Origin of the sequence: Micromonospora sp. L32 (genome assembly GCF_052068055.1) — a bacterium.
GTDB classification, from domain to species: domain Bacteria; phylum Actinomycetota; class Actinomycetes; order Mycobacteriales; family Micromonosporaceae; genus Micromonospora; species Micromonospora purpureochromogenes.
In genome coordinates this window covers 223,384-247,631 of sequence record NZ_JBQHDD010000008.1, presented here as the reverse complement: position 1 = coordinate 247,631, position 24,248 = coordinate 223,384, and the positions used below count along the sequence as shown (strand labels likewise).

The following is a 24,248-nucleotide window of genomic DNA, read 5'->3' as shown; positions in this document are numbered from 1 at the left end:
GCCTCGGTGCTCGTCCCAGTCGCGCAATGGCCGGCCCCGACGCCGATCAGGTACGCGGCCCCGGCCGGAAACTGGCGGTCGATTCGCCGATCGTCGGACTAGGCTGCGCCGGCGGATCTTGACCTGACGGGGGCGACATGTCCGGTGGCCGGATGCACGACGACGAGGTGCCGACGGACGCGGGGCGGGTCCGTCGCCTGCTCGCCGCGCAGTTCCCGCGCTGGGCGGACCGGCCCGTCGAGGCGGTGCCCTCGGCCGGCACCAACAACGCGATCTACCGGCTCGGTGACGACCTGGTCGTGCGCCTGCCCCGCATCGCGGACGCGGTGGAGCAGGTCGAGTTCGAGTACGACTGGTTGCCGCGCCTCGCCCCGCACGTGCCGGTGCGGGTGCCGGAGCCGGTGGCCCTGGGCAAGCCGGGCGACGGGTATCCCTGGCCGTGGGCGGTCAACCGCTGGATCGACGGCGCGACCGCGACCGAGGCCGACGGCGGCCTGGCCGGCCTGGCCGCGGAACTGGGCGGGTTCGTCTCGGCCCTGCGCCGGGTCGACGCCACCGGCGCCCGGCCGGGTTACCGGAGCGGGCCGCTGCGGACCCGGGATGCCTACGTCCGGCAGTGGACGGCGGCGGCCCGTGGCCTCGTCGACACCGACGCGGTGCTCGCCGCCTGGGAGCAGGCGCTCGCCGTGCCGGAGTGGCACGGCCCGCCGGTCTGGACGCACGGGGACCTGCTTTCCGGCAACCTGCTGGTCGAGGGCGGGCGCCTGAGCGGTGTCATCGACTTCGGCGCGGCCGGCGCCGGCGACCCGGCGTGCGACGCGCTGCCGGCCTGGGTGCTGTTCAGCGCCGAGACCCGGGAGGTGTTCCGCACGGCGGCCGGCTTCGACGACGGGACGTGGGCCCGGGGACGTGGCTGGGCGCTGCCGTTCGTCAGTGCGCTGACCTACTACCGGGAGACGAACCCGGTGATGGCCGCCCTGGGCCGGCGGGCGGTCGAGGCGGTGCTGGCCGACCTGGCGTGACAGGACCCGCGCCAGTGCGCCGAATGGTCGGCCGGCGCCCGGGAAAAGTGGTTGAAGCGCGCCCACCCGGCCGGCCTACCCTCGGCGGCGTGACCAACCGCCGCGGCCGCGAACCCGTCGACTCCTACCTGGTCTGCGCCACTCCCCGCACCGGCAGTTCGCTGCTGCTCGGGCTGCTCGCCTCCACCGGGGTCGCCGGCCGCCCGCAGGCGTACTTCCGGGTGCCGGACGAGCCGCTGTGGGTCGAGCGCTGGGGGATCACCCGCCGCCCCGACGGGAACGTCGACTACCGGGCGTACCTGGCGGCGGCGCTGGCGGCCGGGCGTACCGACAACGGCGTCTTCGGGGCGAAGCTGATGTGGGGGACGCTGGACGAGCTGGTCGACCGGCTGGCCACGGTGTACCCGGACCTCGCCGGCGCGGACCTGGCGCTGCTGGAACGCGCCTTCGGGCGTACCCGTTTCGTGTACCTGCGGCGCGACGACGTCGTCGCGCAGGCGGTGTCCTGGCTGCGCGCCGAACAGACCGGCACCTGGTACCTGGGCGGCGACGGCGAGATCAGCGGCCGCGACGGTGGCGGTGCGCCGACCTTCGACGCGGACGCCATCGGCCGGCTGGTCGAGGTGATCGGCCGGCACGACGCGGCGTGGCGGGCGTGGTTCGCCGCGTCCGGCGTCCGGCCGTACGTCGTGTCCTACGAGGACCTCGACGCGGACCTGGTCGGCGTCACCCACGCCGTCCTCGACTTCCTCGGGCTCGCGCTGCCCGCCGGGGCCGCCGTCGTACCCCGGCACCGGCGGCAGGCCGACCAGCTCAACCGGGAGTGGATCCGCCGCTACCGGGCGGTCTCGACGGGCGCCGGCACCCGCGTCGTCCGGCCGAGGTAGGTGACCGGGCCGGGCTCGGGCACCGGGATCGCGTGGAAGCCCAGCCGGTCGTAGAAGCCGCGCGCCCGCACGTTGGCGGTGACCATGCCGACGTGCAGCCCGGGCGCTCCGGCGCGGGCGGCGGCGCGCAGGAACGTCTCGACGAGCCGCCGGCCGTGACCCCGGCCCTGGTGCTCGGGCAGCAGGTCGATGTGCAGGTGGGCGGGGTAGCCGGCGAGTTCCGGCAGCAGCATCCGCTCCGGCCGGTGGTGCAGCGCGATCATCTCGTCGTCCAAGGTGGCCGGCGGGCGGGTCGGCACCGGGTACCGGTCGGCCAACCGGGGTATCCACTCCCGCCGGTAGGCCCGCACGAAGGCGGGCGTGTCCGCCGTGCCGATCACGTAGCCGACGACGACGTCGGAGTGCGTGAGCACGAACGCCAACTCCGGCTCCAGGTGCAGGTACGGCCCGGCGAAGAGGTCGGGCATCAGGTGGTCGCTGGCGTACCGGCCGCGGGCGTCGCCGCCGGCGTCGGCCGTGCGGACGCAGATGTCGTAGACCGCGTCGTGGTCGCGGTCCCGGTATTGGCGGATGGCGGTGGCGGTGCTGTCCATGCCGGGACGGTACGGGGTGGAACCGCGGGCCGGCCCGCCGGGCGGCGGGCCGGCCGGGGCGTCACCAGGCGTAGGTGACCGAGACGGTGGTGGCGGGGCAGTTGTTCGCCCAGCTGGTCAGGGCGCTCTTCTCGGCGCTGTCCACGGTGAGCCGCCAGCGGATCTTGGTGGCGACCCACTCCTTGACGTAGCGGCAGCGGGCCGAGGCGTACGGGGGCAGCCAGGTGGCCGGGTCCTGGTCGCCCTTGGCCTGGTTGACGTTGTCGGTGACGGCGGCCAGCGGGCGGCTGTCGCCCAGGTCGTTGGCGTACGCCTGGCGCCGGCTGGTGGTCCAGCTGCGCGCGCCGGAGTCCCAGGCCTCGGCGAGCGGCACCATGTGGTCGATGTCGAGGTCGCCGGTGAGGGTCCAGTACGCGTTGTCGTAGTAGGAGTACCAGCGCCCGCCGGACAGCGTGCAGCTCCCGCCGACCGTCGGCGCGGAGACGGCCTCGGCGATCAGCACCTCGTTGCGGGCGTGGCAGCCGTCGCCGTCGGCGTCGACCCAGTGGGGGAAGAGGTCGCGGTTGTAGCCGGTGCGGACTTCGGTGGCGACCGGAAGGCCGGCGACCGCGGTGGTCAGCGAGGCGGAGTAGCTGGCGGCCCAGGCGGGGTGGGCGAGGCCGAGGGTGGCGGCCAGGGCGGCGGCGAGGATGGTGGCCGTCGCGCGCAGGGTACGGGTCATGGTGCTCCGTCCAATGAGGGTGGGCGGGATCGCCTGCCGTACATATGGACAGAGAAGGCGGCCGATATCCAGATCAACTTTGTGAACGCTGGGCGACGCAGCGTCGCCGAACCGATGACAAGCTCGGCATGGCTGCCGGCCGTGCGCGGAAAGGCGCCCGTGGGGGACGCCACCCGATGCCGCTGCGAGCTGCCGGAGACCGGGCGGGCGCAACCACCCGGGCCGGCCGGCCGGCTCACTCCGCCGGCAGGAAGGCCAGCGCCAGGGTCAGCTCCAGCACCGTCGCCGGGTCGTTGAGGCGCTCGCCGTACAGCTCGCGCAGCTGACCCATCCGGTAGCGCACGGTCTGCGGGTGCACGAAGAGATCGCCCGCGACGTCGTCGCGCCGGCCCTGGTGCAGCAGCCAGGAGCGCAGCGTCTCGGCCAGCCGCCGGGCGGTCGCCGGGGGCAGCGCCGACAGCGGTTGCAGCACCTGCGCGCGCAGGTCCGCCAGGGCCTCCGGGTCGGTGCTGAGCACCAGCCGGGCCAGGTGCTGCTCGGTGTCCAGCGGCGCGCCGTCCGCCGGCCGGTCCAACCCGAGCGCCAGCGCCCGCAGCACCCGCTGGTACGACTCGGCGACCCGGGTCCACGGCCGGGCCGGCCCCACCACCGCCCGGTGCCCCTGCACCGCGCCGGTGAGCCGCCGCCGGCGCCCGCCGTGCACGTCGGGTACGAGCAGCACGGCGGACTCCTCGGCCAGCTCCACCCCGGGCAGGTCCTCGCCGCTCTCCAGAGTGTGCGGGCTGAGCATCGCGAGCACCCCGCGCAGGTTGCTGCGGGGCAGCACCGCGACGGTGAGAGTCTGCGGGGGCGGCCACTCCGCCCGCTCGGCGCTGCGGCGCAGCACCTCCTCCGGCTCGCCGGCGAGCAGCTGCTGGACCAGCCGTTCCAGGTAGCGCCGGTGCACCCGGCCGGCGCTGGCCAGCTCGTCGGTGTGCCCGGCCACGCTGGCGGCGGAGAGCTCGTCGATGTACGCGAACATCAGCTCGGCGAACTCGGCCACCCGCTCGGCGGAGAGCCCGTCCCGTACGGTGGTGGCGGAGACCTCCCGCCAGGCCACTCGGGCCCCCACCCGGTACGCGGCCAGCAGCGCGTCCATGCTCCGCCCCGACCGGGCCTCGCCGCTGCCCAGCGCGTACGCCGCCTCCAGCGCCCGGCTCAGCGGGGTGCTCGGGTCGGCGGCGCCGGCCCGCTCGATGAGCTGGAGGAACGTGCCCAGCGCGATGCGGACCGCGTTCTCGATCTTCTCGCGCATCTGCCCGGTGAGGGTGCCCGAGTAGCCGGGGACCTCGGCGGTGATCGCGGTGACCGTCCGCTCGGCCACCGCGGGGAGCTGGCCGCGCAGCCGGTCGGCCACCCGCTCGTCCAGCTCCAGGTGCGCCGCCCGGCGGCTGGTGGCCCCGGAAGGATCGGTCATGTTGTTCTCCCCGAACAAGAACCCGTGGTCAATTCACCTTAGCTGGCCAAGATGTTATGCGAACGGGCGACGACCCTGGACATATGACCACCACCGTCCCGCGTCCCCCGACGAGACTCTCCGTCCGGGACCGGCTCCTCCGGCTCGCCGAGACGGTCACCACCCCGCTGCTCCCCGAGGACTATCTCGACCTGGTCGCGCCGCTGCGCGCCGGGGCCGCGCTGCGCGGTCGCGTGGTCGCAATCGACGCCGAGACCCGTGACGCCGCCACCCTGACCATCCAGCCCGGCCGCGCCTGGCGCGGCCACACCGCCGGGCAGTACGTGCGCCTCGGCGTGGACGTCGACGGGGTACGGCAGTGGCGGGCGTACTCGGTCACCTCGGCTCCCGGACGTCCCGACGGCCGCATCTGCGTCACCGTGAAGGCGATCCCCGACGGGAAGGTCAGCAACCACCTGGTCCGGCGCATCCGCCCGGGCGCCATCGTCCAGCTCGACCAGGCGCAGGGGGACTTCGTCCTGCCCGACCCCGCGCCGGCCCGGATCCTCTTCCTCACCGCCGGCAGCGGCGTCACCCCGGTCATGGGCATGCTGCGCGCCGGCGCGCTCGGCCGGTCGGACGTCGTCGTCGTGCACTCCGCGCCCACCCCGGCCGACGTGGTCTTCGGCGCCGAGCTGCGGGCGCTCGCCGCGCAGGGCGCGATCCGGCTGGTCGAGCGGCACACCGACACCGACGGGCTGCTCGGCGTCGAGGAACTGGCCGGGCTGGTCCCCGACTGCATGGAGCGCGAGACCTGGGCCTGCGGCCCGGTCGGGATGCTCGACGCGGTGGAGGAGCACTGGCGGGCGGCCGGCGCGGCGCAGCGGCTGCACACCGAGCGGTTCCGGCCGACCGTGATCTCACCGGGGGAGGGCGGCACCGTCACCTTCACCCGGGCCGGTCTCAGCGTGCGGGCCGACGGCGCGACCCCCATCCTGGATGCCGGGGAGGCCGCCGGTGCGCTGATGCCGTCGGGCTGCCGGATGGGCATCTGCTACGGCTGCGTCCTCCCGCTGCGCCAGGGGGCGGTCCGCGACCTGCGTACCGGGGACATCACCACGGCCGTCCCCGGCGACGGCGTACTCATCCAGACCTGCGTGTCGGCGGCGGCCGGTACCTGCGACATCGATCTGTAGACAGGAGGCCGGACGTGACCGCGATCCAGAAGAAGCCGGACAACCCGATCGCCCACCTCAGTGCCGAGGACATCGAGATCCTGGGCAAGGAGCTCGACGCCATCCGGGACCGGGTGATCGCCGAGCGCGGCGAGTCCGACGCCCGGTACATCCGCAAGGTCATCAAGACCCAGCGGACGCTGGAGATCAGCAGCCGCGCGGTGCTGCTCTTCTCGCTCTTCCCGCCGGCGTGGGTGGTCGGCACCGCCGGCCTGGCGGTGGCCAAGATCCTGGAGAACATGGAGATCGGCCACAACATCCTGCACGGCCAGTACGACTTCATGCGCGATCCGAAGATCCACTCCACCACCTGGGAGTGGGACCACGTCTCCCCGGCCGACCAGTGGAAGCACTCGCACAACCAGCTGCACCACACGTACACCAACGTGCTCGGCAAGGACAACGACCTCGGGTACGGCATCATGCGCGTCGACGAGGACCAGAAGTGGCACCCGATGCACCTCGGCCAGCCGCTGTGGAACTTCGTCAACGCCTGCTTCTTCGAGTACGGCATCGCCGCGTACGACCTGGAGCTCGGCCGCAACCTGCAGAAGGACCGGCGCAAGGCCCCGGAGTTCCGGGCCCGGGCCCGTGCCGTCGGCCGCAAGATCCGCCGTCAGGTGCTCAAGGACTACATCGTGCACCCGCTGCTGTCCGGCCCGTCCTTCCTCAGCACCCTGGCCGCCACCTTCACCGCGAACCTGATCCGCAACCTGTGGAGCCACTCGGTGATCATGTGCGGGCACTTCCCGAACGGCGTGGAGACCTTCGAGAAGACCAGCATCGAGGGCGAGACGCGCGGCGAGTGGTACCTGCGGCAGATGCTCGGTTCGGCCAACATCAGCGGCAGCCGGCTGATGCACATCATGACCGGCAACCTGTCGTTCCAGATCGAGCACCACCTCTTCCCCGACCTGCCGAGCAAGCGCTACCAGGAGATCGCCCCGCAGGTCCGGGCGCTCTTCGACCGGTACGGGCTGAAGTACACCACCGGCCCGCTACCCAAGCAGGTCGCCTCGGCCTGGTGGAAGGTCATCCGGCTGTCGCTGCCCAACCGGACCCCGGCCGCGCCGAAGCCGGCCGACGACCTGTCGACGCGTACCCTCGCCCCTTCGGGGGCCTGAGCACCCGCGACGGCGCCGCCGAACCACCCGGAATCGCGGTGGCCGGCGGCGCCGTCGTCGCGGTACGGTCGGGCCATGCAGATCAGGCGCACCACCGCCGCGGCCGCGCGAGCTTCCCGCTCGCCGGTTGCCGCCGCCTGATCACCTGACCCCACGCCGGCGACCGGAAACGGTCCGCCGGCGTTCGCGCGTCTGCACCCCCGCGTCCGCGCGGCGGGCCGTACCGGTCGCACCCTCACCGGAAGGCCCGCGCCATGACACCCGAGCAGATCGTCCGCACCTTCGTCGACCACTTCCACCGGCGGGGCCACCGGTCCGCGCCGGAGAGCCCGCTGATCCCACCGCCGGGCGATCCGGTTCTCTTCACCACCTCCGGGATGCACCCGCTGACGCCCTACCTCGCGGGCCGTCCCCACCCGTCCGGCCGGCGCCTGGTCAACGTGCAGCGCTGCCTGCGCACCACCGACCTGGACGAGGTGGGCGACCCGACCCACCTGACCGTCTTCGACATGCTCGGCACCTGGTCGCTCGGCGACTACGGCATCGGGCCGAGCCTGCGCTGGGGCTACGAGCTGCTCACCGACGGCTTCGGCGTCGACCCGGGCCGGCTGCACGCCACCGTCTTCGGCGGCGACGACCAGGTCGGCCCCGACGAGACCGCGCTGGCGACGTGGACCGAGCTCGGCGTGCCGGTGGAGCTGACCCGCGCGGAGAACTGGTGGTCCAACGGCCCCACCGGGCCGTGCGGGCCGGACTCGGAGATCTTCGTCTGGACCGGCGACGGCCCGCCCACCGGCACCCCGGGCGGCGACGACCGGTGGATGGAGGTCTGGAACCACGTACGGATGCGCTACCACCGGCACGACGACGGCCGGCTGGAGCCGCTGCCACAGCCCAACATCGACACCGGGATGGGCCTGGAGCGGCTGGAGATGGTGCTGCGCGGCGGCCGGTCGGTCTTCGAGTGCGCCGGCCTGACCCCCTGGGTCGAGGCGGTCCGCGACCGGTGGCCGCTGGACGAGACGGCGCACCGGATCGTCTGCGACCACCTGCGCTCCGCGGTCGTGGTGCTCGGCGACGGCGTCCGGCCCGCCAACACCGGCCGGGGCTACGTGCTGCGCCGGCTGGTCCGGCGGGCGCTGACCACGCTGTGGCGCGACGATGAGTCCCGGACCCTCGCCGAGCTGCCCGATCAGCCGTACGCGGACACGCTGCGCCGGTTCCGCCAGCGCGGCGACGTCGGGCCGCTGCGCCAGGTGCTGGTCGACGAGGAACGGCGCTTCCGTGCCCTGCTGCGGCGGGGGCGGCCGGTGGTCGAGCGGTGCCGGTCCCGGGGGCCGCTGACCGACACCGACTACGCGTGGCTGCACGACACCCACGGACTGCCCCGCGAGCTGGTCGACGGGCCGCTCGGCGAGGCGGGCTGACCCGGGCGCGGACCCGACGGGATGGATTGCGGGCGCCGCCAGCTGGGTATCCGCTGTGGACCGCCGCCGGACGGCCGGCGGCGGTCCGCCCTCGGGGGAGGTGTCCGGTGACCGTCCGCGCCTCGGCGAGCGTGCTCGCCCTCCTGCTCACCCTGACCGGCTGCGGCGTGGCACGGGACCTCGCGACCGGCGACGCCGCGACCCCGTCCGGGCCGTCCGCGCCCGACGAGCTGCGCCAGGCGGCGCAGGCGTTGGACCGGGGCCCCTACAGCTTCCAGTTCCGCACGCCCACCACCATCGGCGCCGGCGCGGTCGACGGGCGCGACGGCTGGCTGCGGATCAGGGTGGTCGGCGGCGAGGTCGCCAAGGCCCGGGTGACCTTCGAGGTGCTGCACCGGGACGGCCAGCACCTGGTCCGCAGCAACCCGCTGACCGAGGACCGGTGGGCCCGGCTGGACATGACGAAGGTGAATCCGGCACGGCGGGCCGCGCTGGTGCGGTTCGGCGACCCGGCCCACGCCGAGGACCTGCTCGCCGGGGTCGGCACCGCCGAGCGCAACGGCGAGCGTGGCTATCGGGGCACGTTGGACCTGACCCGGGCGACCGAACCGGGCGCCAGCCGCCTCATCGACGACGAGCACCTCCGGTCGCTCACTCCCGAGCAGACCGGGACGGTGCCGTTCGAGGCGACGGTGGACTCCCAACGGCGGCTGCTGGGCCTGCGTTTCACCCTGCCGGCCGCCGGGGGCCGACCGGAGCAGCCGTCCGAGATCAGCTACTCGGGGCACGGCTTCAAGCCGGACCTCAGCGCGCCGTTCGACGGAAAGATCGGCCCGGCGCCGGCGGAGGTCTACGAGTTCGTCAACAGCTGACCTCGTCCACCTCGATCATCTCGGTGGCGGGACCGGTGGCCTAGCCGAGCAGCAGGTACGTCGGCACCCCGACCAGCACGCCGGCCACGCCGCCGGCGAGCACCTGAGCGGCGGTGTGGTCACCCAGCCGCACCCGGGACCAGCCGATCAGGGCCACCAGGCCGAACGCCACCAGCAGCGCCGGCCCGAAGACGACCACCAGCACCCCGACCGCCCCGGCGGCGACGGCCGCGTGCGCGCTGAGCTTCCAGACCTGGTTGACCGCGGTGACCACGAGCAGCACCGCGAACATCACCACCACCATCGCCACCATCGCCCGGGGCGCCCCGAGCAGCACCAGCGCCGCGATGCCCGCCAGCACCGACAGCAGGCCGCCGACCAGCGGCGCGCGCCGCTGCTCGCGTACCCCGATGTGGTGGTCGGTGAGCCGGCCGCGCCGCACCCCGAGCCAGATGATCCCGTACGGCACCACCGCGCTGAACAGCATCGCCAGCAGCGCCCAGCCGAGGCCGGTCAGCCAGGCCGGCGCGGTGGCGTGCAGCGCCACGACCACCGGCATCGCCGCCGCCCACACGGCCGGGGCGAACACCTCGGTGACGATCCGCGCGACGTTGGGGCCGGCGGGCGCGACGACCCTGGTCTCACTGGACACGCTGTTTCCTCTCGCTGTCGTCGGTGCCGGTCGCCGGGCCCAGCCCGGCCCGTAACCGGGCGACCTTCGGGGAACGGTAGGCCCTCGCCACCCGGACGAGCCAGGCGACCTGCTCCGCGGCCTCCCCGCCGTCGGCACCCCCGGCGGGCAGGTCGGGCAGCTCCTCGTGGTCGGCGGCCGGCGGCGCCCCGGCGGCCCGCGCCTCCAGCGCGGCGGCCAGCACGGTCGCCTCGGTGGCGGCGGCGAGCCGCGCACCGCTCCAGCCGGCCCGGCGGCCGGCCGCCTCGGCGGCGCGCAGCAGCGCGGCCGACATCCAGGGCCGCAGGGTGGCGTACCCGTCGAGGATCTCCACGGTGGCGCGGACCCGGCGCAGGTACGGGTCGCGCAGCACCGCCAGCAGCCCGGCAGGTCCGCGCGGCTCGGGCAGCAGCGCGATCTCCGGCAGCACCCGGTGCACCGCCGCCTGGAGCGGACGCAGCCGGTGATGGTCGACGACGGCCCCCAGCCGCGCGCCGAGCCGATCGAGACCGACCAGCGGCCCCCAGGACGGCAGCGTCGAGCCGATCAGGATGAGCAGGATGGAGACGGTGAAGCTGAACACCACCACCGCGTCGGAGACGAGCGCGGAGCCGGGCCAGAGCGCGCCGGCGGCCACCGCGGTCAGCTTGCCCAGCACGTAGACCAGGCCCCAGGCCGCGCCCGCCACGATCAGTCGCAGGCCGAGGCGGAGCAGCGGCCGGCCGGCCTGCCGCGCGTACCGGTGGGCCAGGGCCACCACCTGGGTCATCGACCAACCCAGGTAGGCCAGGTAGACGTAGAGGAAGGGGGCGTCGAACGGGTCGCCGTAGTACCGGCCGCTGGCCACCCGCGGGTCGTCCAGGGCCGTCCGCGCCGGGGTCAGCGCGAAGAGCACCCCGATCGCGGCGATGCTGACCAGCAGCGCGACGGTACGGCGGCGGACCCGACGGCGGGTGCGCTCGTCGTCCCCGGTCATGTGCAGCAGGAAGGCCTGCGCGGCGGTGGCCGAGACCAGGGTGAGGCAGTTGGACAGCAGCCGGGCCAGGTCGAGCACGCCGAGCGCCCGGTCCAGGGCCGGCATGAACGGCTGGATGGTCAGCGACACCGTGATGCCGACCAGGGCCAGGCAGAGCGCCCGCAGCGGCCGGTAGCCCGGGTTGCGGGCCAGGTCGCGCAGCTTGTAGAGGCTCATCACCCAGCAGATCAGCGTCACGCCGATCATCAGGTCACGGACGAGGCTGATCACGGGTGGCGGCGTCCTTCGAGGGCGGCGGCGAGCCGGTCGGCGAGGGCGATGTCGGCCGGGGCGGTGACCGGCATCTCCGACCAGCTCTCCGCGCGCTGCACGGCGAGGCTGCCGAAGATCTCCGCCCGCCGCTCCTGCGGCACGTCGTACGAACTGCGGGCCAGCGGCGCCGGCGCGGCGGCGGCCCGGTCCAGCTCGGACGCCGGGGAGGCGTCGTCGAAGAGGGCATGGCCGTACTCGTGCCCGATGATCAGGCGCTGGCGCACCGGGCTGGCGTTGGCGGCGTAGAAGATGTAGTCGGCGTGCTCGCCGGCCACCCAGAGCCCGTGCGGCGCCAGCGCGGGCAGCTCGCGCGGAATGAGGTGCACCGGCCGGCCGCGGCGCCGTTCCACCCGCTCGTGCAGCTCGCCGAAGGTGAAGCCGCCGGTCAGTCCGAGCGCGTCCAGGGCCTGCTCGGACTGGCGGCGCAACTGCCGGAGCTGGTCCTCGCCCGCCGCGCGTCGTCGCCGGATCATCGGGCCCGCGCCGGGTGCTGGGCGGACCCGTCCCGCAGTGCCGGCAGCCGGCTCCAGCCACCGCCGGTGGCCCGCTCCGTCCTCACCTCGCCTCCGCCGGGCGCTCGCCGGAGCGGCGGGCGCGGGCCGCAGCCTCCAGGCGTTCCACCTGCTCGATCATGGCCACCACGGCGGCGTGGCCCTCGGGGGAGAGCCGGGCGTCGGCCAGCCGCATGGCCACCTGCTTGATGTGCGGGTTGGCCAGGGCGTGCGCGAGGTCGCGCCCACCGTCCACGTCGTCCGGACCGGGGGCGAAGAAGCGCGACGGCTGGCCGAAGAAGGCGGCGATGGCGTCCACCACCGACTGCCGCGGATCCGGCGCGCGCCCCTGCCGCAGGTTGCTCAGGTGGGTGTGCGAAATCCGGCAGCCGCGCCGGGTCAGCTCCTGGGCCACGTGCCGAACGCTGTACGGCCGGCCCTGCGGGTCGGTCACCGTCCGGAAGAGCCAGTCCAGGCGGGCGGCGAAGGAGTCGTCGTGCGGCTCGGTGACCTGGGGCAAGGGGACTCCTCCGCACACGCGCGATGACACCGGCCGGGACGGTGGCACCGACTGTTGACGCCGCTACCGCGAGTATGTATAGCATTACCACCCCTGGCACGGGGAGTGGACACTTTGGTGTGATCGTGGCACCGCCCAATGCCAGGGGCGTCCTGGCAGGTTCGACGGGAGCGCGCAGCCATGCGCCATCGGGGGTCCGTCGGAATCGCCACGGGACGCGGGCGGCCGGGCTCGGGCCCGGGCCGCCGCAGGGGTGCGGTACGCGGTGCCGCACCCCTGCCCACGACGTCCGCCTGGTGGCAGCCGAGGTGACCGGGTGTCAGACTTGCCGGCGGGGGACCCCAGCGGCGAGGGACGTGGACGCATGACGGGACACGGGTACGCACTCCGGCCGGACACCGAGACCGTGACGCTGCTCGGCGCCCGGGTGACCCTCGTCGACCCGGCCGCCCTGCTCGCGGCGGCCGCCGCCGGTCCCGTCGCGCTGCTGGCCGACGCCACCTTTCCCGACCCGGTGCGCCGGGTGCGGTTCACCGTGCGCGTCGAGGCGGGGGAGCACCGGTTCGACGCCTCGGTACGGGCCGGCGTGCCGGCCACGGCGGTGGGTCTGCTCGCGCTCGGCCTGGCCGGCCCGGCGGGGATGCTGCTGGCCCAGAAGCTGGCCGCCGGCGATCCCCGCGCCGACCGGGTGGCCGCCGCCGCCGGCCGGGTGGCCGCCGGGGCGTCCCGCCGGCTCGGGTTCCGCCCGCCCGCGCCCGCCGCGCCGCCACCCGACGCCGCCGGGGCGGCCGTGCTCGACCGCGCCCGCGAGCTGGGGCTGCGCCCCGAGATCAGCCACCACACCGAGCCCGGCGGGCGGCTGGTCACCGTGCGCGGCGCGACGCCCAGCGCCGACGTCACCCCGGCGCACCTGACGGCGATGGTCGCCCTGGTCCTCCAGGCCGTCCGCGAACTGGCCGGCGACACCCCCGAACCGGCGGTGCTGCGCGGCCGGGCGTACACCCTCGGGGTCCGGGGGGAGCCGGCCGGGACGCCGCCGGGCAGCGCGGCGGTGACCCTCGACCAGGTCGGCGGCCTCGACGAGGTGGTGGCCCGGTTCCGGGAGATCGCCGTGTCGTTCCGGCACCCTCAGGTGATGGCCCGCTGGGGCGCGCGCCGCCCGCAGGGCATCCTGCTGTACGGCCCGCCCGGCACCGGCAAGACCATGCTGGCCCGCGCGCTGGCCAACGAAATCGGCGCGGACTTCCGGGAGATCCGCACCCCGGAGATCCTCGACAAGTACCTCGGCGGCTCCGAGCGCAACATCAAGCAGATCTTCCGCGAGGCGCGCGGCTACCGGCAGCCCACGGTGATGCTCTTCGACGAGTTCGACAGCATCATCAGCTACGCCGGCGCGGGCGGGGACGCCGCCAGCCAGGCCGTCAACGCGGTCGCCGGCATCTTCAAGCAGGAGATGAACACCCTCATCGAGGAGAACCCGGACGTCATCGTGGTGGCCACCACGAACTTCCCGCACCGGGTCGACGCCTCGCTGACCCGCTCCGGGCGCTTCGACGTCAAGCTGGCCATCCCGGCGCCCGACGAGAGCGGCCGCGCCGAGATCATCGCCAAGATGGTCCGCGAGCTGATCGACCGGCACGAGCGCCCCGGCTTCCGGATGTTCGCCGACGACGTCGACCCGCGCGGGCTGGCCGCGCTCACCGCGGGACTCACCGGCGCGGACCTCCGCGAGGTGCTGCGCCGGGTGCAACTCGCCAAAGCGATGCGCGAGGCCACGGAAGGTGCGCCGGCCGGCCCGATCAGCCAGGATGACCTGCGTGACGCCATCGCCGGGCTGCGGCTCGGTTGAGGCGTACGACGGAAGGAGATCCGTGTCGTCCACCCTGCTGTCCCGTCGTGACCTGCGCTTCCTGCTCTACGAGTGGCTGGACGCGCCCAGGCTGACCGAGCGCCCCCGCTACGCGGAGCACTCCCGGGAGACCTTCGACGACGTGCTCGACCTGGCCGAACGGGTGGCCGCCGAGCACTTCGCCCCGCACAACCGGGCCGCGGACACCAGCGAACCCGTCGTCGACGGTGGGCGGGTGCGCATGATCCCCCAGGTCAAGGCCGCGCTGGAGGTCTTCGCCGGCACCGGACTGCTCGGCGCGAGCATGGACGAGAGCGTCGGCGGGCTGCAGCTGCCGCACGTCGTCTCCGCCGCCGCGTTCGGCTTCCTCCAGGCCGCGAACGTGAGCACCGCGGCGTACCCGTTCCTGACCCTGGGCAACGCCAACCTGCTGCTCGCCCACGGCAGCGCCGCCCAGGTCGACACCTTCGTCCGGCCGATGGTCGAGGGCCGCTTCTTCGGCACCATGTGCCTGTCGGAGCCGCAGGCCGGCAGCTCGCTGGCCGACATCACCACCCGGGCCGAACCACAGGACGACGGCAGCCACCGGCTCTTCGGCACCAAGATGTGGATCTCCGGGGGAGACCACGAACTCGCCGAGAACATCGTCCACCTGGTGCTCGCCCGGATCCCCGGCGGCCCGGCCGGGGTGAAGGGCATCTCGCTGTTCATCGTGCCGAAGGTGCTGGTCGGCCCCGACGGCACGCTCGGCGCCCGCAACGACGTGGTGCTGGTCGGCCTCAACCACAAGATGGGGTACCGGGGGACCACCAACACCCTGCTCAACTTCGGCGAGGGCGTGCACCGGCCGGACGGTCGCCCCGGGGCGGTCGGCTACCTGGTGGGGGAGCCCCACCAGGGCCTGGCCCAGATGTTCCACATGATGAACGAGGCGCGCATCGGCGTCGGGGCCGGCGCGACCGCGCTCGGCTACACCGGCTACCTGAAGTCCCTGGCGTACGCCCGCCAGCGCCCGCAGGGCCGGCCGCTCGCCGACAAGGATCCGACGGTGCCGCAGGTGCCGATCGTCGCGCACCCCGACGTGCGCCGGATGCTGCTGGCCCAGAAGAGCTACGTGGAGGGCGCCCTCGCGCTGGTGCTCTACTGCGGGCGGCTGCTGGACGAGGAGAAGACCGCCCCCGACCCGGCCGACCGGGCCCGGGCGCACCTGCTGCTGGACATGCTCACCCCGATCGCCAAGAGCTGGCCGTCGCAGTGGTGCCTGACCGCCAACGACCTGGCCATCCAGGTGCACGGCGGCTACGGCTACACCCGCGACTACGACGTCGAGCAGCACTGGCGGGACAACCGGCTCAACCCGATCCACGAGGGTACGCACGGCATCCAGGCGCTGGACCTGCTCGGGCGCAAGGCGACCATGGACGGCGGAGCGGGGCTGTCCCTGCTGCTGGAGACGATCTCCGCGACGGTGAGCCGGGCCTGGAAGGCCGACGGGGAGGCCGCCGAGCTGGCCGCCCAGCTCGGCGCCGCGGTCGACCGGATCGCCGGCACCACCCGCCGGCTGTGGGCCACCGGTGACCCCGCGCTCGCCCTGGCCAACGCCAGCCTCTACCTGGAGGCCGTCGGACACGTGGTGGTCGCCTGGATGTGGCTGGAGCAGCTGCTCGCCGTCGACACCGCGACCGGCGCGGCGGCCGGCGGTACGGCGGCCGGCGGCGGCGACGCGGACGCCGCCTTCTACGCCGGCAAGCGGCAGGCGGCGCGGTACTTCTTCCGCTTCGAGCTGCCCCGCACCACCGCCCGGTTCGACCTGCTGGACGGCCTCGACCGGACCACTCTGGACATGCGCGACGAGTGGTTCTGAGCGGCAGCTGTCCGTGGCCCCGATGGACCCTCCCGAGGCGACCCCGTCGGGGCCGGTGGACCGCGACGCCCGGCTGGAGACGTTACGACGGTGGTGGCGACTGCCGGGGCCGGTGCGGGCCGAGGTCCGCCGGCTGAGCCGGGAGCGCCGGCACCATCCCGACGACGAGGTCGCCTGGACCGCCTGGCGCTGGGCGCAGGCGGTGCTGCCCCCGGGCGCGCCGGAACCGGGCCGGGCCAGCAACATCCTCAGCGCCGCCGGCTTCTGGACGCGGCTCGTGGTCGAACTGCTCACCGGCACGGACCCGACCGACCCGCCGGCGCCACACTGGCTGGACCGGCGACGGGCCCGCCGCATCCTGCGCCTGGGGCCGCCCGTCCGCTGACGGCGCGTCCCTGGCCCGGCTCAGTCCTGCGCGAGCAGCCGCTCGCGAACCTCGCGGCGCAGGATCTTGCCGATCTGCGAACGGGGCAGCTCCTCGACCACCACCACCCGGCGCGGCACCTTGTACGCCGTCAGGTGCTGCCGGCAGGACGTGCGCAGGCTCTCCGGATCGGCCGTCCAGTCCTCGTGCAGCACCACCGCTGCGACGACCTCCTCGCCGCCGTGCTCGCCGGGCAGCCCCACCGCGGCGGCGTCGGCCACCCCGGGCACCCGGCGCAGCGCGTCCTCCACTTCGGACGGGTAGACGTTGAAGCCGCCGGTGATGATCAGTTCCTTGATCCGGTCGACCACGGTGACGAAGCCGTCCGGGTCCATCACCACCACGTCCCCGGTCCGCAGCCAGCCGCCCGGCAGCAGCACCGCCGCGGTCTCCTCCGGGCGGTTCCAGTATCCGGCGAACACCTGCGGGCCCCGGATCAGCAGCTCGCCGGCCTCGCCGGGGCCTCGGTCGACCGACGGGTCCTCGGGGTCGACGATGCGGACCTCGGTGGACGGGAACGGCACCCCGACGGTGCCCGGCCGGCGGGCGGGTGAGACCGGGTTGCCCAGCGCCACCGGGGAGGTCTCGGTCATGCCGTACCCCTCGACCAGCAGCCCGCCGGTGACCGACTCCCAGAGCTGGACCGTGGACGGCGGCAGGGCCATCGCGCCGGAGATGGCGTACCGGACGGAGGTGAGGTCGACGCCCCGCTCGCGGGCGGCGGTGGCCAGCTTCTCGTAGATCGGCGGGACGGCGGGCAGGAACGTCGGCGGGCGGCGGCGGACCGCGTCGAGCACCTGGTCGACGTCGAAGCGGGGCAGCAGCACCAGGGTGGCGCCGATGCTCACCGAGAAGGTCAGGCAGAGCGTCAGCCCGTACGCGTGGAACAGCGGCAGGACGGCGTACACCGTCTCCTCGCCGTCGCGCAGCCCCGGCACCCAGGCACGGCCCTGCGCCGCGTTGACGTGCAGGTTGCGGTGGGTCAGCACGGCGCCCTTAGGGATGCCGGTGGTGCCGCCGGTGTACTGCAGCAGCGCGGTGTCGTCCGGGCCGGGCGCGGGGTGCTCGGCGGCCAGCGGCGGCGCGGCGGCCAGCAGCGCGTCCCAGCTCAGCGTGCCCGGCGCCGCAGCGGTCATCGCCGCGCGGGCGGCCCGCGCCTTTGCCAGCGGCAGTCGCAGTGCCCAGCGCTTCGCCCTGGGCAGCGCGCGGGTGAGGTCCACCGCGACCACCGTCTCCACCGCGCCCGCGCCCCGCACCTGCGGCGCCGACTTGTCCCAGACCACGGCGACCCGGGCGCCGTGGTCGGCGAGCTGGTGGGCCAGCTCCTGCGGCGTGTAGAGCGGGTTGTGCTCGACCACCACCGCGCCGAGGCGCAGCGCGGCGTAGAAGGCGATGACGTGCTGCGGACAGTTCGGCAGCACCAGGGCCACCCGGTCGCCCGCGCCGACGCCGAGCCGGCGCAGCGCCTCCGCCGCCCGGGCCACCTGCGCGTCGAGTTCGGCGTAGGTGGTGGTGGACCCGAAGAAGTCCAGCGCGACCCGGGAACCGAACCGGCCGGCCGCCGCGCGCAGCAGGTCGACCAGGGACTCCTCCGACGGGGCGATGGTCGCCGGCACGTCCGGGGCGTAGCTGCGCAGCCAGGGCCGCTCGGTGGTCAGGTCCATCGGGTCTCCCCTCGCTGGGCACGACGGTCCGCCCGGTCGATCACGACGGGGCGCATCCGTGTTCAGCCTAACCTACCTACCAGTAACCTACGCCCCCGTAGGTATGGTTCCTCGGCGCTCGGCTCGGTTGCGGGTCCCGGTCGGGCCGCCGCCGACGGCGCGGGCGGGACACCCGCGCCGCCGACGGTCCGACCGGCGCCCGCCGGTCGGTCAGCAGCCGGTCCAGCGCACCGGCGTCACCCGGCCGTCGTTGCGGAAGCCGACCACCGTGCCGGTGTCCGAGATGGCCCGCGCGCCGACGCCGACCCCTGCTCCGCCCCCGGGCAGCAGGCGGGAGCCGCCGCCGCGGGCGATCCGGTCGCCGCCGACCACCGTCCCGCGCTTGTTGACGTCGGTCACCAACGGCAGCTCGTCGGCGAGTCGCGACCAGGAGCCGTCGCGCAGGTCCCAGCGCACCTTCACCTGGTTGCCGTCACCGAGGTTGGCCCGACCGATCGCCCAGTGGCCCTGCGCCGCGTAGACGATGGTGGTGCGGGCCCCCGGCACGGTGAGGGTCCGGACGCGTCCGTCCGGGTATCGCACCCAGCCGGTCCACGCCGCGAAGTCGCCGGCGGTGCCGACGATGGTGCCGTCCTCGGTGATGCCCTGCGGCACGGCGTTGGCCGGAAGGTCGAGCACCTCGAACGTGCCGGGCCGGGCGGCCGGCCAGCGCAGCGGGAAGGGGTCGAAGGTGTCCGGGTCCACCCCCACACCGACGATGTCTCCCGTCCCGTTGATTGCCGTCGGCTCCGCGCCGCCGGGCGGCGACGGGAGGAGTTCGAGAGCGCCGTCGCGCAGGATCCACGGCCGGGTCCTGCCATCGGCCCAGCCGTTGCCGACCACCGTGCCGGCGGTGTTGACGTCCGCCACGGCGTCGGCGAGCGGCGACTCGATCGTGGTGAGCCGCCCGCGCTTCCAGAGCAGCAGCAGGAGCTGGTTGCTGTCCTCACCCCTCCGCAGGGCGGTGCCGGCGATGAACCGGCCGGTCCGGTCGATGGCCTGCGCGTCGGCGCGGTAGACGTCGGCGGGGTACGGCAGGGTGGACAGCTTGCAGGCGCTGGCGCTGGCGCTGGCCGTCCGCGGCGCGGCGGTCGCCGGTGCGGTGGCGACGCCGAGCGCGGCGGACAGCAGCCCGGCGGTGGCCGCCAGCATCCTGCGTCGAGCGAGGTGGGCCATCGGTATCTCCCCGTGGTCGGTCCGGGTGCTCCGGACGGTGTGACGGGAGAACCCTCGACGACCAGGTCGGGTTGCAATCTGTCCGATACCTGACAACCCGTTCGCGTTCCCGCCCGCGCCCGCGGCCGGCCCGGGCGTTCGCCTATCGGCGACCGGGGGAGTGCTGTCGCATCAGTTGCCGGCCCCGCACGAAGGCCAGCACGATCACCACCACCAGTGCGATCGCCCCGATGACGACCAGCCAGCGGACCGCCTCGAGGAGCAGCCCCAGCAGGACGAGCGCGCCGCCGACGATGCCGACGATCCAGAGCACGGTCCGCATGTTCGCCTCCCTGATCGACTGTCCGCGCGCCTTCCCCCTGGGCGGCCGGACATGCCGGACGGGTGCGGAAACGTCGGTCAGCGTCGGGCGACGTAGACGGTGTTGGCGCTCTCGCCGCCGGTCAACGGATTGGCGAAGCGGACGACGTGGGCCTGCGAGGTCGGGAACACCTCGGCCAGCACCCGGCCGAACTCCTCGTCCGGCGGGTCGTCCGACCAGAGGGCGAACACCCCGTCCGGGTGCAGCAGGTCGGCCAGCCGGCGCAGCCCGTCCGCCCGGTAGAAGGGGGCGTGGCTGGGGTGCAGGACGTGCCGCGGCGAGTGGTCCACGTCCAGCAGCACGGCGTGGAACCGGCGGTCCGGATCCGCCGGGTCGAGGCCGGTGCCGCCGGCGACGGCGGCGAAGAAGTCGGCCCGCACGAACCGGGTACGCGGGTCGGCCGCCAGCCCGGCGGCGAAGGGGAACAGCTGCCGGCGGTGCCAGTCGATGACGTCCTCGATCGCCTCGACCACCACCAGCGAGCGCACCCGGGGGTCCTCCAACGCGGTCCGCGCGGTGTACCCGAGGCCGAGGCCGCCGACCACCACGTCCAGGGCGTCCCCGGTCAGCGGGGCCAGGCCCAACCGGGCCAGCTCGATCTCCGCCACCGGGAAGAGGCTGGACATCAGGAACTCGTCGTCGAGCTTCACCTCGTACACGTCGACGTCGAGCGCCGGGTCACGGCGCCGACGCAGGCTGATCTCGCCGATCGGGGTCTCCCGCCAGGCCAGTTCCTCGAATCGCGCGCCCACCCGGCCTCCTCGCCGCCACCGTCCGTGCGGGATGCTACCGGTCGGGTCCGGCCCATCCCGCGACCCTGACCGGCCGGCGCGCTCTGCGGTGACCCCCACCCCGGCGGTCACGCCGCCCGGGTCGCCACCACCACCGTGTCGAGCGCGTCCACGGTGTCGCCGTCGACGGTCACCGGGCGGCGGGCCGTCTCCGCGCGCCGTACCCGCAGCCCGTCGAGACCGGCGGTCACCTCCTCCGGGGTGAGCAGGATCGTCGGCTCGCGCGGGCCGCCCACCCCGCCCTCCAGGTTGGCCCGGTCGTGCCCGACCACCACCACCGTGCCGCCGGGCCGCAGCGCGTCCCGCGCCCCGGCCAGCACCGTCGCCAGCGCGGCCGGGGGCAGATGCAGGTAGGCGACCAGCACCAGGTCGTACCGGCCGGGCTCGGGCGCGTCGGCGGTGACGTCCGCGACCCGCCAGTCCACCGGTACGCCCCGGCGCGCGGCCAGCTCCCGGCCGCGCGTCACCGCCACCGGTGAGAAGTCGACCGCGGTCACCCGCCAGCCCCGCCCGGCCAGCCAGACCGCGTTGCGCCCCTCCCCGGCGGCGAGGTCGAGCGCCCCACCCGGGGGCAGGTCGGCGGTCGCCTCCACCACGAAACGGTTCGGCTCGGCGGTCCACACCAGCTCCGTCGAGGCGGCGTACCGCGCGTCCCATTCACTGCTGTCCACCGTCCGGTTATACGCGACGCGGCAAGCGGGGGTGCGACATGCGGGCTGGCCGGCACGGCGCCCCTGGAGCCGTGACGACGCAGGGTCGCCGGGACATCGACGCAGCGCATATCCTGTCCGCCGACGACTCGCCGGAAGGGACGCCATGCCGTCGCGGCAGGACCAGCTCCACTCGTACCAGTTCACCGTGCAGCGGGCGGTCGCCGCGCTGGTGATGCGGGAGACCGACCCGGCGCGGTCGCCGTTCCGGCGGCTCGCCGGCGCCGGTCTGGCGAGCGTGCTGGTGGCCGCGATCGGGCTCGGCGGCTTCGCCCTCTACGGCCTCTTCGCCGGCGGTGGCAGCAAGTGGCGCGACCCGGGCGCGGTGATCGTCGAGAAGGAGTCCGGCGCCCGGTTCGTCTACCGGGACGGCAAGCTGCACCCGGTGCTCAACTACGCCTCCGCGCTGCTGATCATCGGCGCCGAGCGGTCCAGCACGGTGCTGGTCTCCCGCCGGTCCATCGAGGGGGTGCCCCGGGGCCTGCCGCTGGGCATCGCCGACGCGCCGGACTCGCTGCCCGCCCCCGGGCGGCTCTCGACCGCCGCGTGGACGGTCTGCTCGGTCGTGCCGGCCGAGACCGAGCGTCCGACGCCCCGCTCGGCGCTGCTCATCGGTCGGGAGGCCACCGGCGGGCGGCCGACCGGCGAGGAGGGGGTGCTGGTCCGGCATCCGGACGGCACGCTGCATCTCGTCTGGCGGGAGCGACGCTTCCTGCTGCGCGACACCAGCCGGGTGCTGGCGGCCCTGGCCGCCACCCGGGAGCGGGCGGTGCCGGTGGCGCCCGCCCTGCTCAACACGCTGCCCGCGGGCGCCGACCTGGCCCCGCCGGCCCTGCCCGAGCTGGGCCGGCCCGCCGCCCGGGTCGCCGGCGCCGCGGTCGGTGACGTCTACCTGGTCCGCAATTCCGGCGGCGGCCGGCAGTACGCGGTCGCCGAATCCGACGGCCTCGCCGGTATCACCGAGTTGCAGGCGGCCCTGCTGATGGCCCGCACCGGTCAGGGCGACCCGAAGCCGATCACCCTCGGCCGGTTCGCCGCCCTGCCCAAGCTGCCGGATCTGGTGCCCAGCGGCCCCACGGCCCCACCCGCGTCGCCGCCCCGGCTGGCCGGCGTGGACGGTGGCGCGCTCTGCGCGCGGGTCGGCGACGACGGCGAGGTCCGCGACGTCCGCGTCGGCGCCACCCTGCCCGACCTGACCGCCGTGGCCCGCACCGGCGCCGCCACCGGGCGGGGTGGGGTGCTCGCCGACCACGTGGTGGTCGAGCCCGGCCGGGGCGCGGTGGTGGAGTCCGTCGCCGCGCCCGGAGCGACCGGCGGCGCGGTCTCCGTCGTCACCGACCTGGGCCGGCGGTACGTGCTGGCCGGCACCGAGGTGCTGGGCATGCTCGGCTACCGCGACGTGCGGCCGGTCCGGCTGCCGGCCGGCCTGGTCAGCCTGGTGCCCGCCGGCAGCCCGCTCGACCCCGCCGCCGCGCGGGCGGTGGCCGCCCCCGCCTGAACCGGGCCTGGCGATGGTCGGGCCCGGGGCGCCCGCCGCGAGTGGGTCAGGGGGCGGGACGGCGGGCGGTCAGGGCGCAGGACGGCGGGCGGCGCAGGACGGCGGGCGGTCAGGGCGCGGGGCGGCGGAGCACGCTGACCGCGAAGTCGGCGTCGTCGCGCCACGGACGCAGGTCCCAGGTGGCGAAGCGGTGCTCGGGGCGCAGCCCGGCGGCGACCGCGTCGCCGTCGAAGTCCGCCAGCCGGTAGCCCCGGTCGGTGCCGAAGCCGACCAGCACCACGCCGTCGGGGCGCAGGTGCGCGGCGATCCGGGCCAGCACGTCCCGTTCGGTGCCCGGAGCGACGAACGCCATCACGTTGCCCGCCACCACGGCCGCGTCGAAGGGCTCCGGCTCGCCGGCCGCGGCCAGGTCCAGTGCGGCGAGGTCGCCGACCAGCCAGCGCGGGCCGGGATGGTCGGCCCGGGCGGCCTCGACCAGCGCCGGGTCGGCGTCCACCCCGACCACCCGGTGACCGCGGGCGGCCAGCGCGGCGCCGACCCGGCCGGTGCCGCAGCCGGCGTCCAGGATCCGCGAGCCGGGCGCGACCATGGCGTCCACCAGGCGCGCCTCGCCGGCGAGGTCGGCGCCCTCGGCGGCGAGCTTGCGGAACCGGTCGATGTACCACTGAGAGTGCCCGGGACCGGTCTCGGTCGCCCAGCGGGTCGGGTTGGTCATGCCGCCACGGTAACCGGCGCCCGGCGGGGCGGCCCGGCGGTCAGGGCAGCCGGGCGACGGTGACGAACTCGTTGTAGGTGAAGAGCTTGCCGAGCGCCCGGGGGAAGGGGAACGAGTACTGCCGCACCACGGTCATGCCGAGGTCGCGGGCGGCCTCGGCCGCCTCGGCGAACCCGACGAACCGGACGTGGCTGGCGTCGCTGGCGTACCCGCGCTCCTGCGGGGTGATGAAGACGGCGGTGCCGCCGGAGCGGACGAACGGCAGGTACGAGGAGACCACCTCCAGCGCCTGGCCGGCGGGGAGGTGCTCCAGCAGGTGGGCGGCGAGCAGCGAGTCGAAGGCGTCCGGGCGGGCGTGCTCGGAGCGGAAGAACTCCTCGACCGTGTACGCCTCGTGCCCGGCGGCCCGGGCGTGCGCGATCGACGTGGCGTTGTGGTCGACCCCGACGGCGCCGTCGCCGAGGTTCGCGAGGTTGCGGCCGAGCCCGCAGCCCACGTCGAGGGTACGGCCCAGGCCGAGCCGCCGCAGGTTCCACCGGTACGGCGCCTGCACGTCGAGCAGCTGCTTCCAGCGCGCGCCACCCAGGCGTTGCAGCCGACGGGTGTAGTCCTCACCCTGGGTGCCCGTTGGAGCTTCCTGCCGTGCTCGACCCATCGCCGGCCCCTTTGCCTGTCGCGGATACGGATGCGGCGCTCGCGCACCTACCGGCGGCACGCGCAGGGCGTTCCACCGGCCTCCCCCGTACCCGCCGGGGCGGGTTTTCGAACGATGCTACGGACGACGTGGCCGTTCGGCACGATGATCTGGCAGGTGTTTCGAGGCGTGATCGCGGTGTCCACGGACGGTGACCGGAGGTCGGTCACCGTCCGTG

The 24,248-nt window shown here is 74.9% G+C and carries 24 protein-coding genes; 10 read left to right on the top strand and 14 right to left on the bottom strand.

Features of this window, described 5'->3' with window-relative positions:
- Positions 1-152: 152 nt before the first annotated feature.
- Both ACTMTB_RS23040 and ACTMTB_RS23035 read left to right on the top strand, forming a co-directional pair.
- Positions 153-1,022, top strand: a complete 870-nt coding sequence (locus tag ACTMTB_RS23040; RefSeq protein ID WP_441148318.1) for an aminoglycoside phosphotransferase family protein — start codon at positions 153-155, stop codon at positions 1,020-1,022.
- A gap of 89 nt (positions 1,023-1,111) precedes the next feature.
- Positions 1,112-1,909 (top strand): Stf0 family sulfotransferase, encoded by a 798-nt coding sequence (locus ACTMTB_RS23035; protein ID WP_441148317.1) that lies wholly within the window; start codon positions 1,112-1,114, stop codon positions 1,907-1,909.
- On the opposite strand, the gene ACTMTB_RS23030 is transcribed toward ACTMTB_RS23035, so the two are convergent.
- The 3 genes from ACTMTB_RS23030 to ACTMTB_RS23020 form a co-directional block, all read right to left on the bottom strand.
- A complete protein-coding gene (locus tag ACTMTB_RS23030; RefSeq protein WP_441148316.1) occupies positions 1,858-2,502 on the bottom strand; it encodes a GNAT family N-acetyltransferase in 645 nt (214 codons plus the stop codon). The genes ACTMTB_RS23035 and ACTMTB_RS23030 overlap by 52 nt on opposite strands.
- Before the next feature lie 61 nt (positions 2,503-2,563).
- Positions 2,564-3,223: an HNH endonuclease family protein gene (locus ACTMTB_RS23025; protein WP_441148315.1), complete on the bottom strand. Its 660-nt coding sequence runs from the start codon at positions 3,221-3,223 to the stop codon at positions 2,564-2,566.
- A 235-nt stretch (positions 3,224-3,458) separates the two neighbouring features.
- Positions 3,459-4,679 carry a PucR family transcriptional regulator gene (locus ACTMTB_RS23020; RefSeq protein WP_441148314.1) on the bottom strand — a complete coding sequence of 407 codons (1,221 nt, stop codon included), beginning with the start codon at positions 4,677-4,679 and terminating at the stop codon, positions 3,459-3,461.
- Positions 4,680-4,762: 83 nt separating this feature from the next.
- On the opposite strand from ACTMTB_RS23020, the gene ACTMTB_RS23015 reads away from it, so the two are divergent.
- The 4 genes from ACTMTB_RS23015 (at position 4,763) to ACTMTB_RS23000 (ending at position 9,316) form a co-directional block, all read left to right on the top strand.
- The gene (locus ACTMTB_RS23015; RefSeq protein WP_441148313.1) at positions 4,763-5,854 is read left to right on the top strand and encodes a ferredoxin reductase; all 1,092 of its coding nucleotides are present in this window, start codon (positions 4,763-4,765) and stop codon (positions 5,852-5,854) included.
- Positions 5,855-5,868: 14 nt separating this feature from the next.
- On the top strand, positions 5,869-7,017 hold the full coding sequence (locus ACTMTB_RS23010; protein WP_441148312.1) for a fatty acid desaturase family protein: 1,149 nt from the start codon (positions 5,869-5,871) through the stop codon (positions 7,015-7,017).
- 254 nt (positions 7,018-7,271) lie between these two features.
- Positions 7,272-8,444: an alanine--tRNA ligase-related protein gene (locus ACTMTB_RS23005; RefSeq protein WP_441148311.1), complete on the top strand. Its 1,173-nt coding sequence runs from the start codon at positions 7,272-7,274 to the stop codon at positions 8,442-8,444.
- 107 nt (positions 8,445-8,551) lie between these two features.
- Positions 8,552-9,316 (top strand): hypothetical protein, encoded by a 765-nt coding sequence (locus tag ACTMTB_RS23000; protein WP_441148310.1) that lies wholly within the window; start codon positions 8,552-8,554, stop codon positions 9,314-9,316.
- Between the two features lie 40 nt (positions 9,317-9,356).
- Here the strand turns inward: ACTMTB_RS23000 and ACTMTB_RS22995 are convergent, their stop codons facing one another.
- The 4 genes from ACTMTB_RS22995 to ACTMTB_RS22980 all read right to left on the bottom strand — a co-directional run bounded on the left by ACTMTB_RS22995 (position 9,357) and on the right by ACTMTB_RS22980 (position 12,285).
- The gene (locus ACTMTB_RS22995) at positions 9,357-9,875 is read right to left on the bottom strand and encodes a hypothetical protein (protein ID WP_441148369.1); all 519 of its coding nucleotides are present in this window, start codon (positions 9,873-9,875) and stop codon (positions 9,357-9,359) included.
- Positions 9,876-9,957: 82 nt separating this feature from the next.
- Entirely contained in the window at positions 9,958-11,232 is a 1,275-nt protein-coding gene (locus tag ACTMTB_RS22990) for an MAB_1171c family putative transporter (protein WP_441148309.1), read from the bottom strand.
- On the bottom strand, positions 11,229-11,747 hold the full coding sequence (locus ACTMTB_RS22985) for an ImmA/IrrE family metallo-endopeptidase (RefSeq protein ID WP_441148308.1): 519 nt from the start codon (positions 11,745-11,747) through the stop codon (positions 11,229-11,231). The genes ACTMTB_RS22990 and ACTMTB_RS22985 overlap by 4 nt, the downstream gene beginning before the upstream one ends.
- An 82-nt stretch (positions 11,748-11,829) precedes the next feature.
- Positions 11,830-12,285 carry a hypothetical protein gene (locus ACTMTB_RS22980; RefSeq protein ID WP_280837720.1) on the bottom strand — a complete coding sequence of 152 codons (456 nt, stop codon included), beginning with the start codon at positions 12,283-12,285 and terminating at the stop codon, positions 11,830-11,832.
- A gap of 364 nt (positions 12,286-12,649) precedes the next feature.
- Between ACTMTB_RS22980 and ACTMTB_RS22975 the strand changes: the two genes are divergently transcribed.
- Genes ACTMTB_RS22975 through ACTMTB_RS22965 form a run of 3 tightly spaced genes read left to right on the top strand, consistent with a single transcriptional unit; the run spans position 12,650 to position 16,383 of the window.
- On the top strand, positions 12,650-14,134 hold the full coding sequence (locus ACTMTB_RS22975; protein ID WP_441148307.1) for an ATP-binding protein: 1,485 nt from the start codon (positions 12,650-12,652) through the stop codon (positions 14,132-14,134).
- Positions 14,094-15,998: an acyl-CoA dehydrogenase gene (locus tag ACTMTB_RS22970; RefSeq protein WP_441148306.1), complete on the top strand. Its 1,905-nt coding sequence runs from the start codon at positions 14,094-14,096 to the stop codon at positions 15,996-15,998. The genes ACTMTB_RS22975 and ACTMTB_RS22970 overlap by 41 nt, the downstream gene beginning before the upstream one ends.
- 22 nt (positions 15,999-16,020) lie before the next feature.
- Positions 16,021-16,383 (top strand): hypothetical protein, encoded by a 363-nt coding sequence (locus ACTMTB_RS22965; protein ID WP_441148305.1) that lies wholly within the window; start codon positions 16,021-16,023, stop codon positions 16,381-16,383.
- Between the two features lie 20 nt (positions 16,384-16,403).
- Here the strand turns inward: ACTMTB_RS22965 and ACTMTB_RS22960 are convergent, their stop codons facing one another.
- The 5 genes from ACTMTB_RS22960 to ACTMTB_RS22940 form a co-directional block, all read right to left on the bottom strand.
- Positions 16,404-18,086 carry a long-chain-fatty-acid--CoA ligase gene (locus tag ACTMTB_RS22960; protein ID WP_441148304.1) on the bottom strand — a complete coding sequence of 561 codons (1,683 nt, stop codon included), beginning with the start codon at positions 18,084-18,086 and terminating at the stop codon, positions 16,404-16,406.
- Positions 18,087-18,296: 210 nt separating this feature from the next.
- On the bottom strand, positions 18,297-19,301 hold the full coding sequence (locus ACTMTB_RS22955; RefSeq protein WP_441148303.1) for a hypothetical protein: 1,005 nt from the start codon (positions 19,299-19,301) through the stop codon (positions 18,297-18,299).
- Between the two features lie 142 nt (positions 19,302-19,443).
- Positions 19,444-19,623 carry a hypothetical protein gene (locus ACTMTB_RS22950; protein ID WP_280837714.1) on the bottom strand — a complete coding sequence of 60 codons (180 nt, stop codon included), beginning with the start codon at positions 19,621-19,623 and terminating at the stop codon, positions 19,444-19,446.
- Positions 19,624-19,700: 77 nt separating this feature from the next.
- On the bottom strand, positions 19,701-20,414 hold the full coding sequence (locus ACTMTB_RS22945) for a spermidine synthase (protein WP_441148302.1): 714 nt from the start codon (positions 20,412-20,414) through the stop codon (positions 19,701-19,703).
- Between the two features lie 107 nt (positions 20,415-20,521).
- The gene (locus ACTMTB_RS22940; RefSeq protein ID WP_441148301.1) at positions 20,522-21,124 is read right to left on the bottom strand and encodes a class I SAM-dependent methyltransferase; all 603 of its coding nucleotides are present in this window, start codon (positions 21,122-21,124) and stop codon (positions 20,522-20,524) included.
- A gap of 145 nt (positions 21,125-21,269) precedes the next feature.
- Between ACTMTB_RS22940 and eccB the strand changes: the two genes are divergently transcribed.
- Positions 21,270-22,661 carry a type VII secretion protein EccB gene (gene eccB, locus ACTMTB_RS22935; RefSeq protein ID WP_441148300.1) on the top strand — a complete coding sequence of 464 codons (1,392 nt, stop codon included), beginning with the start codon at positions 21,270-21,272 and terminating at the stop codon, positions 22,659-22,661.
- A 109-nt stretch (positions 22,662-22,770) separates the two neighbouring features.
- On the opposite strand, the gene ACTMTB_RS22930 is transcribed toward eccB, so the two are convergent.
- Positions 22,771-23,376 carry a class I SAM-dependent methyltransferase gene (locus ACTMTB_RS22930; RefSeq protein WP_377606854.1) on the bottom strand — a complete coding sequence of 202 codons (606 nt, stop codon included), beginning with the start codon at positions 23,374-23,376 and terminating at the stop codon, positions 22,771-22,773.
- A 40-nt stretch (positions 23,377-23,416) separates the two neighbouring features.
- A complete protein-coding gene (locus tag ACTMTB_RS22925; protein WP_441148299.1) occupies positions 23,417-24,031 on the bottom strand; it encodes a methyltransferase domain-containing protein in 615 nt (204 codons plus the stop codon).
- Between the last annotated feature and the right edge of the window lie 217 nt (positions 24,032-24,248).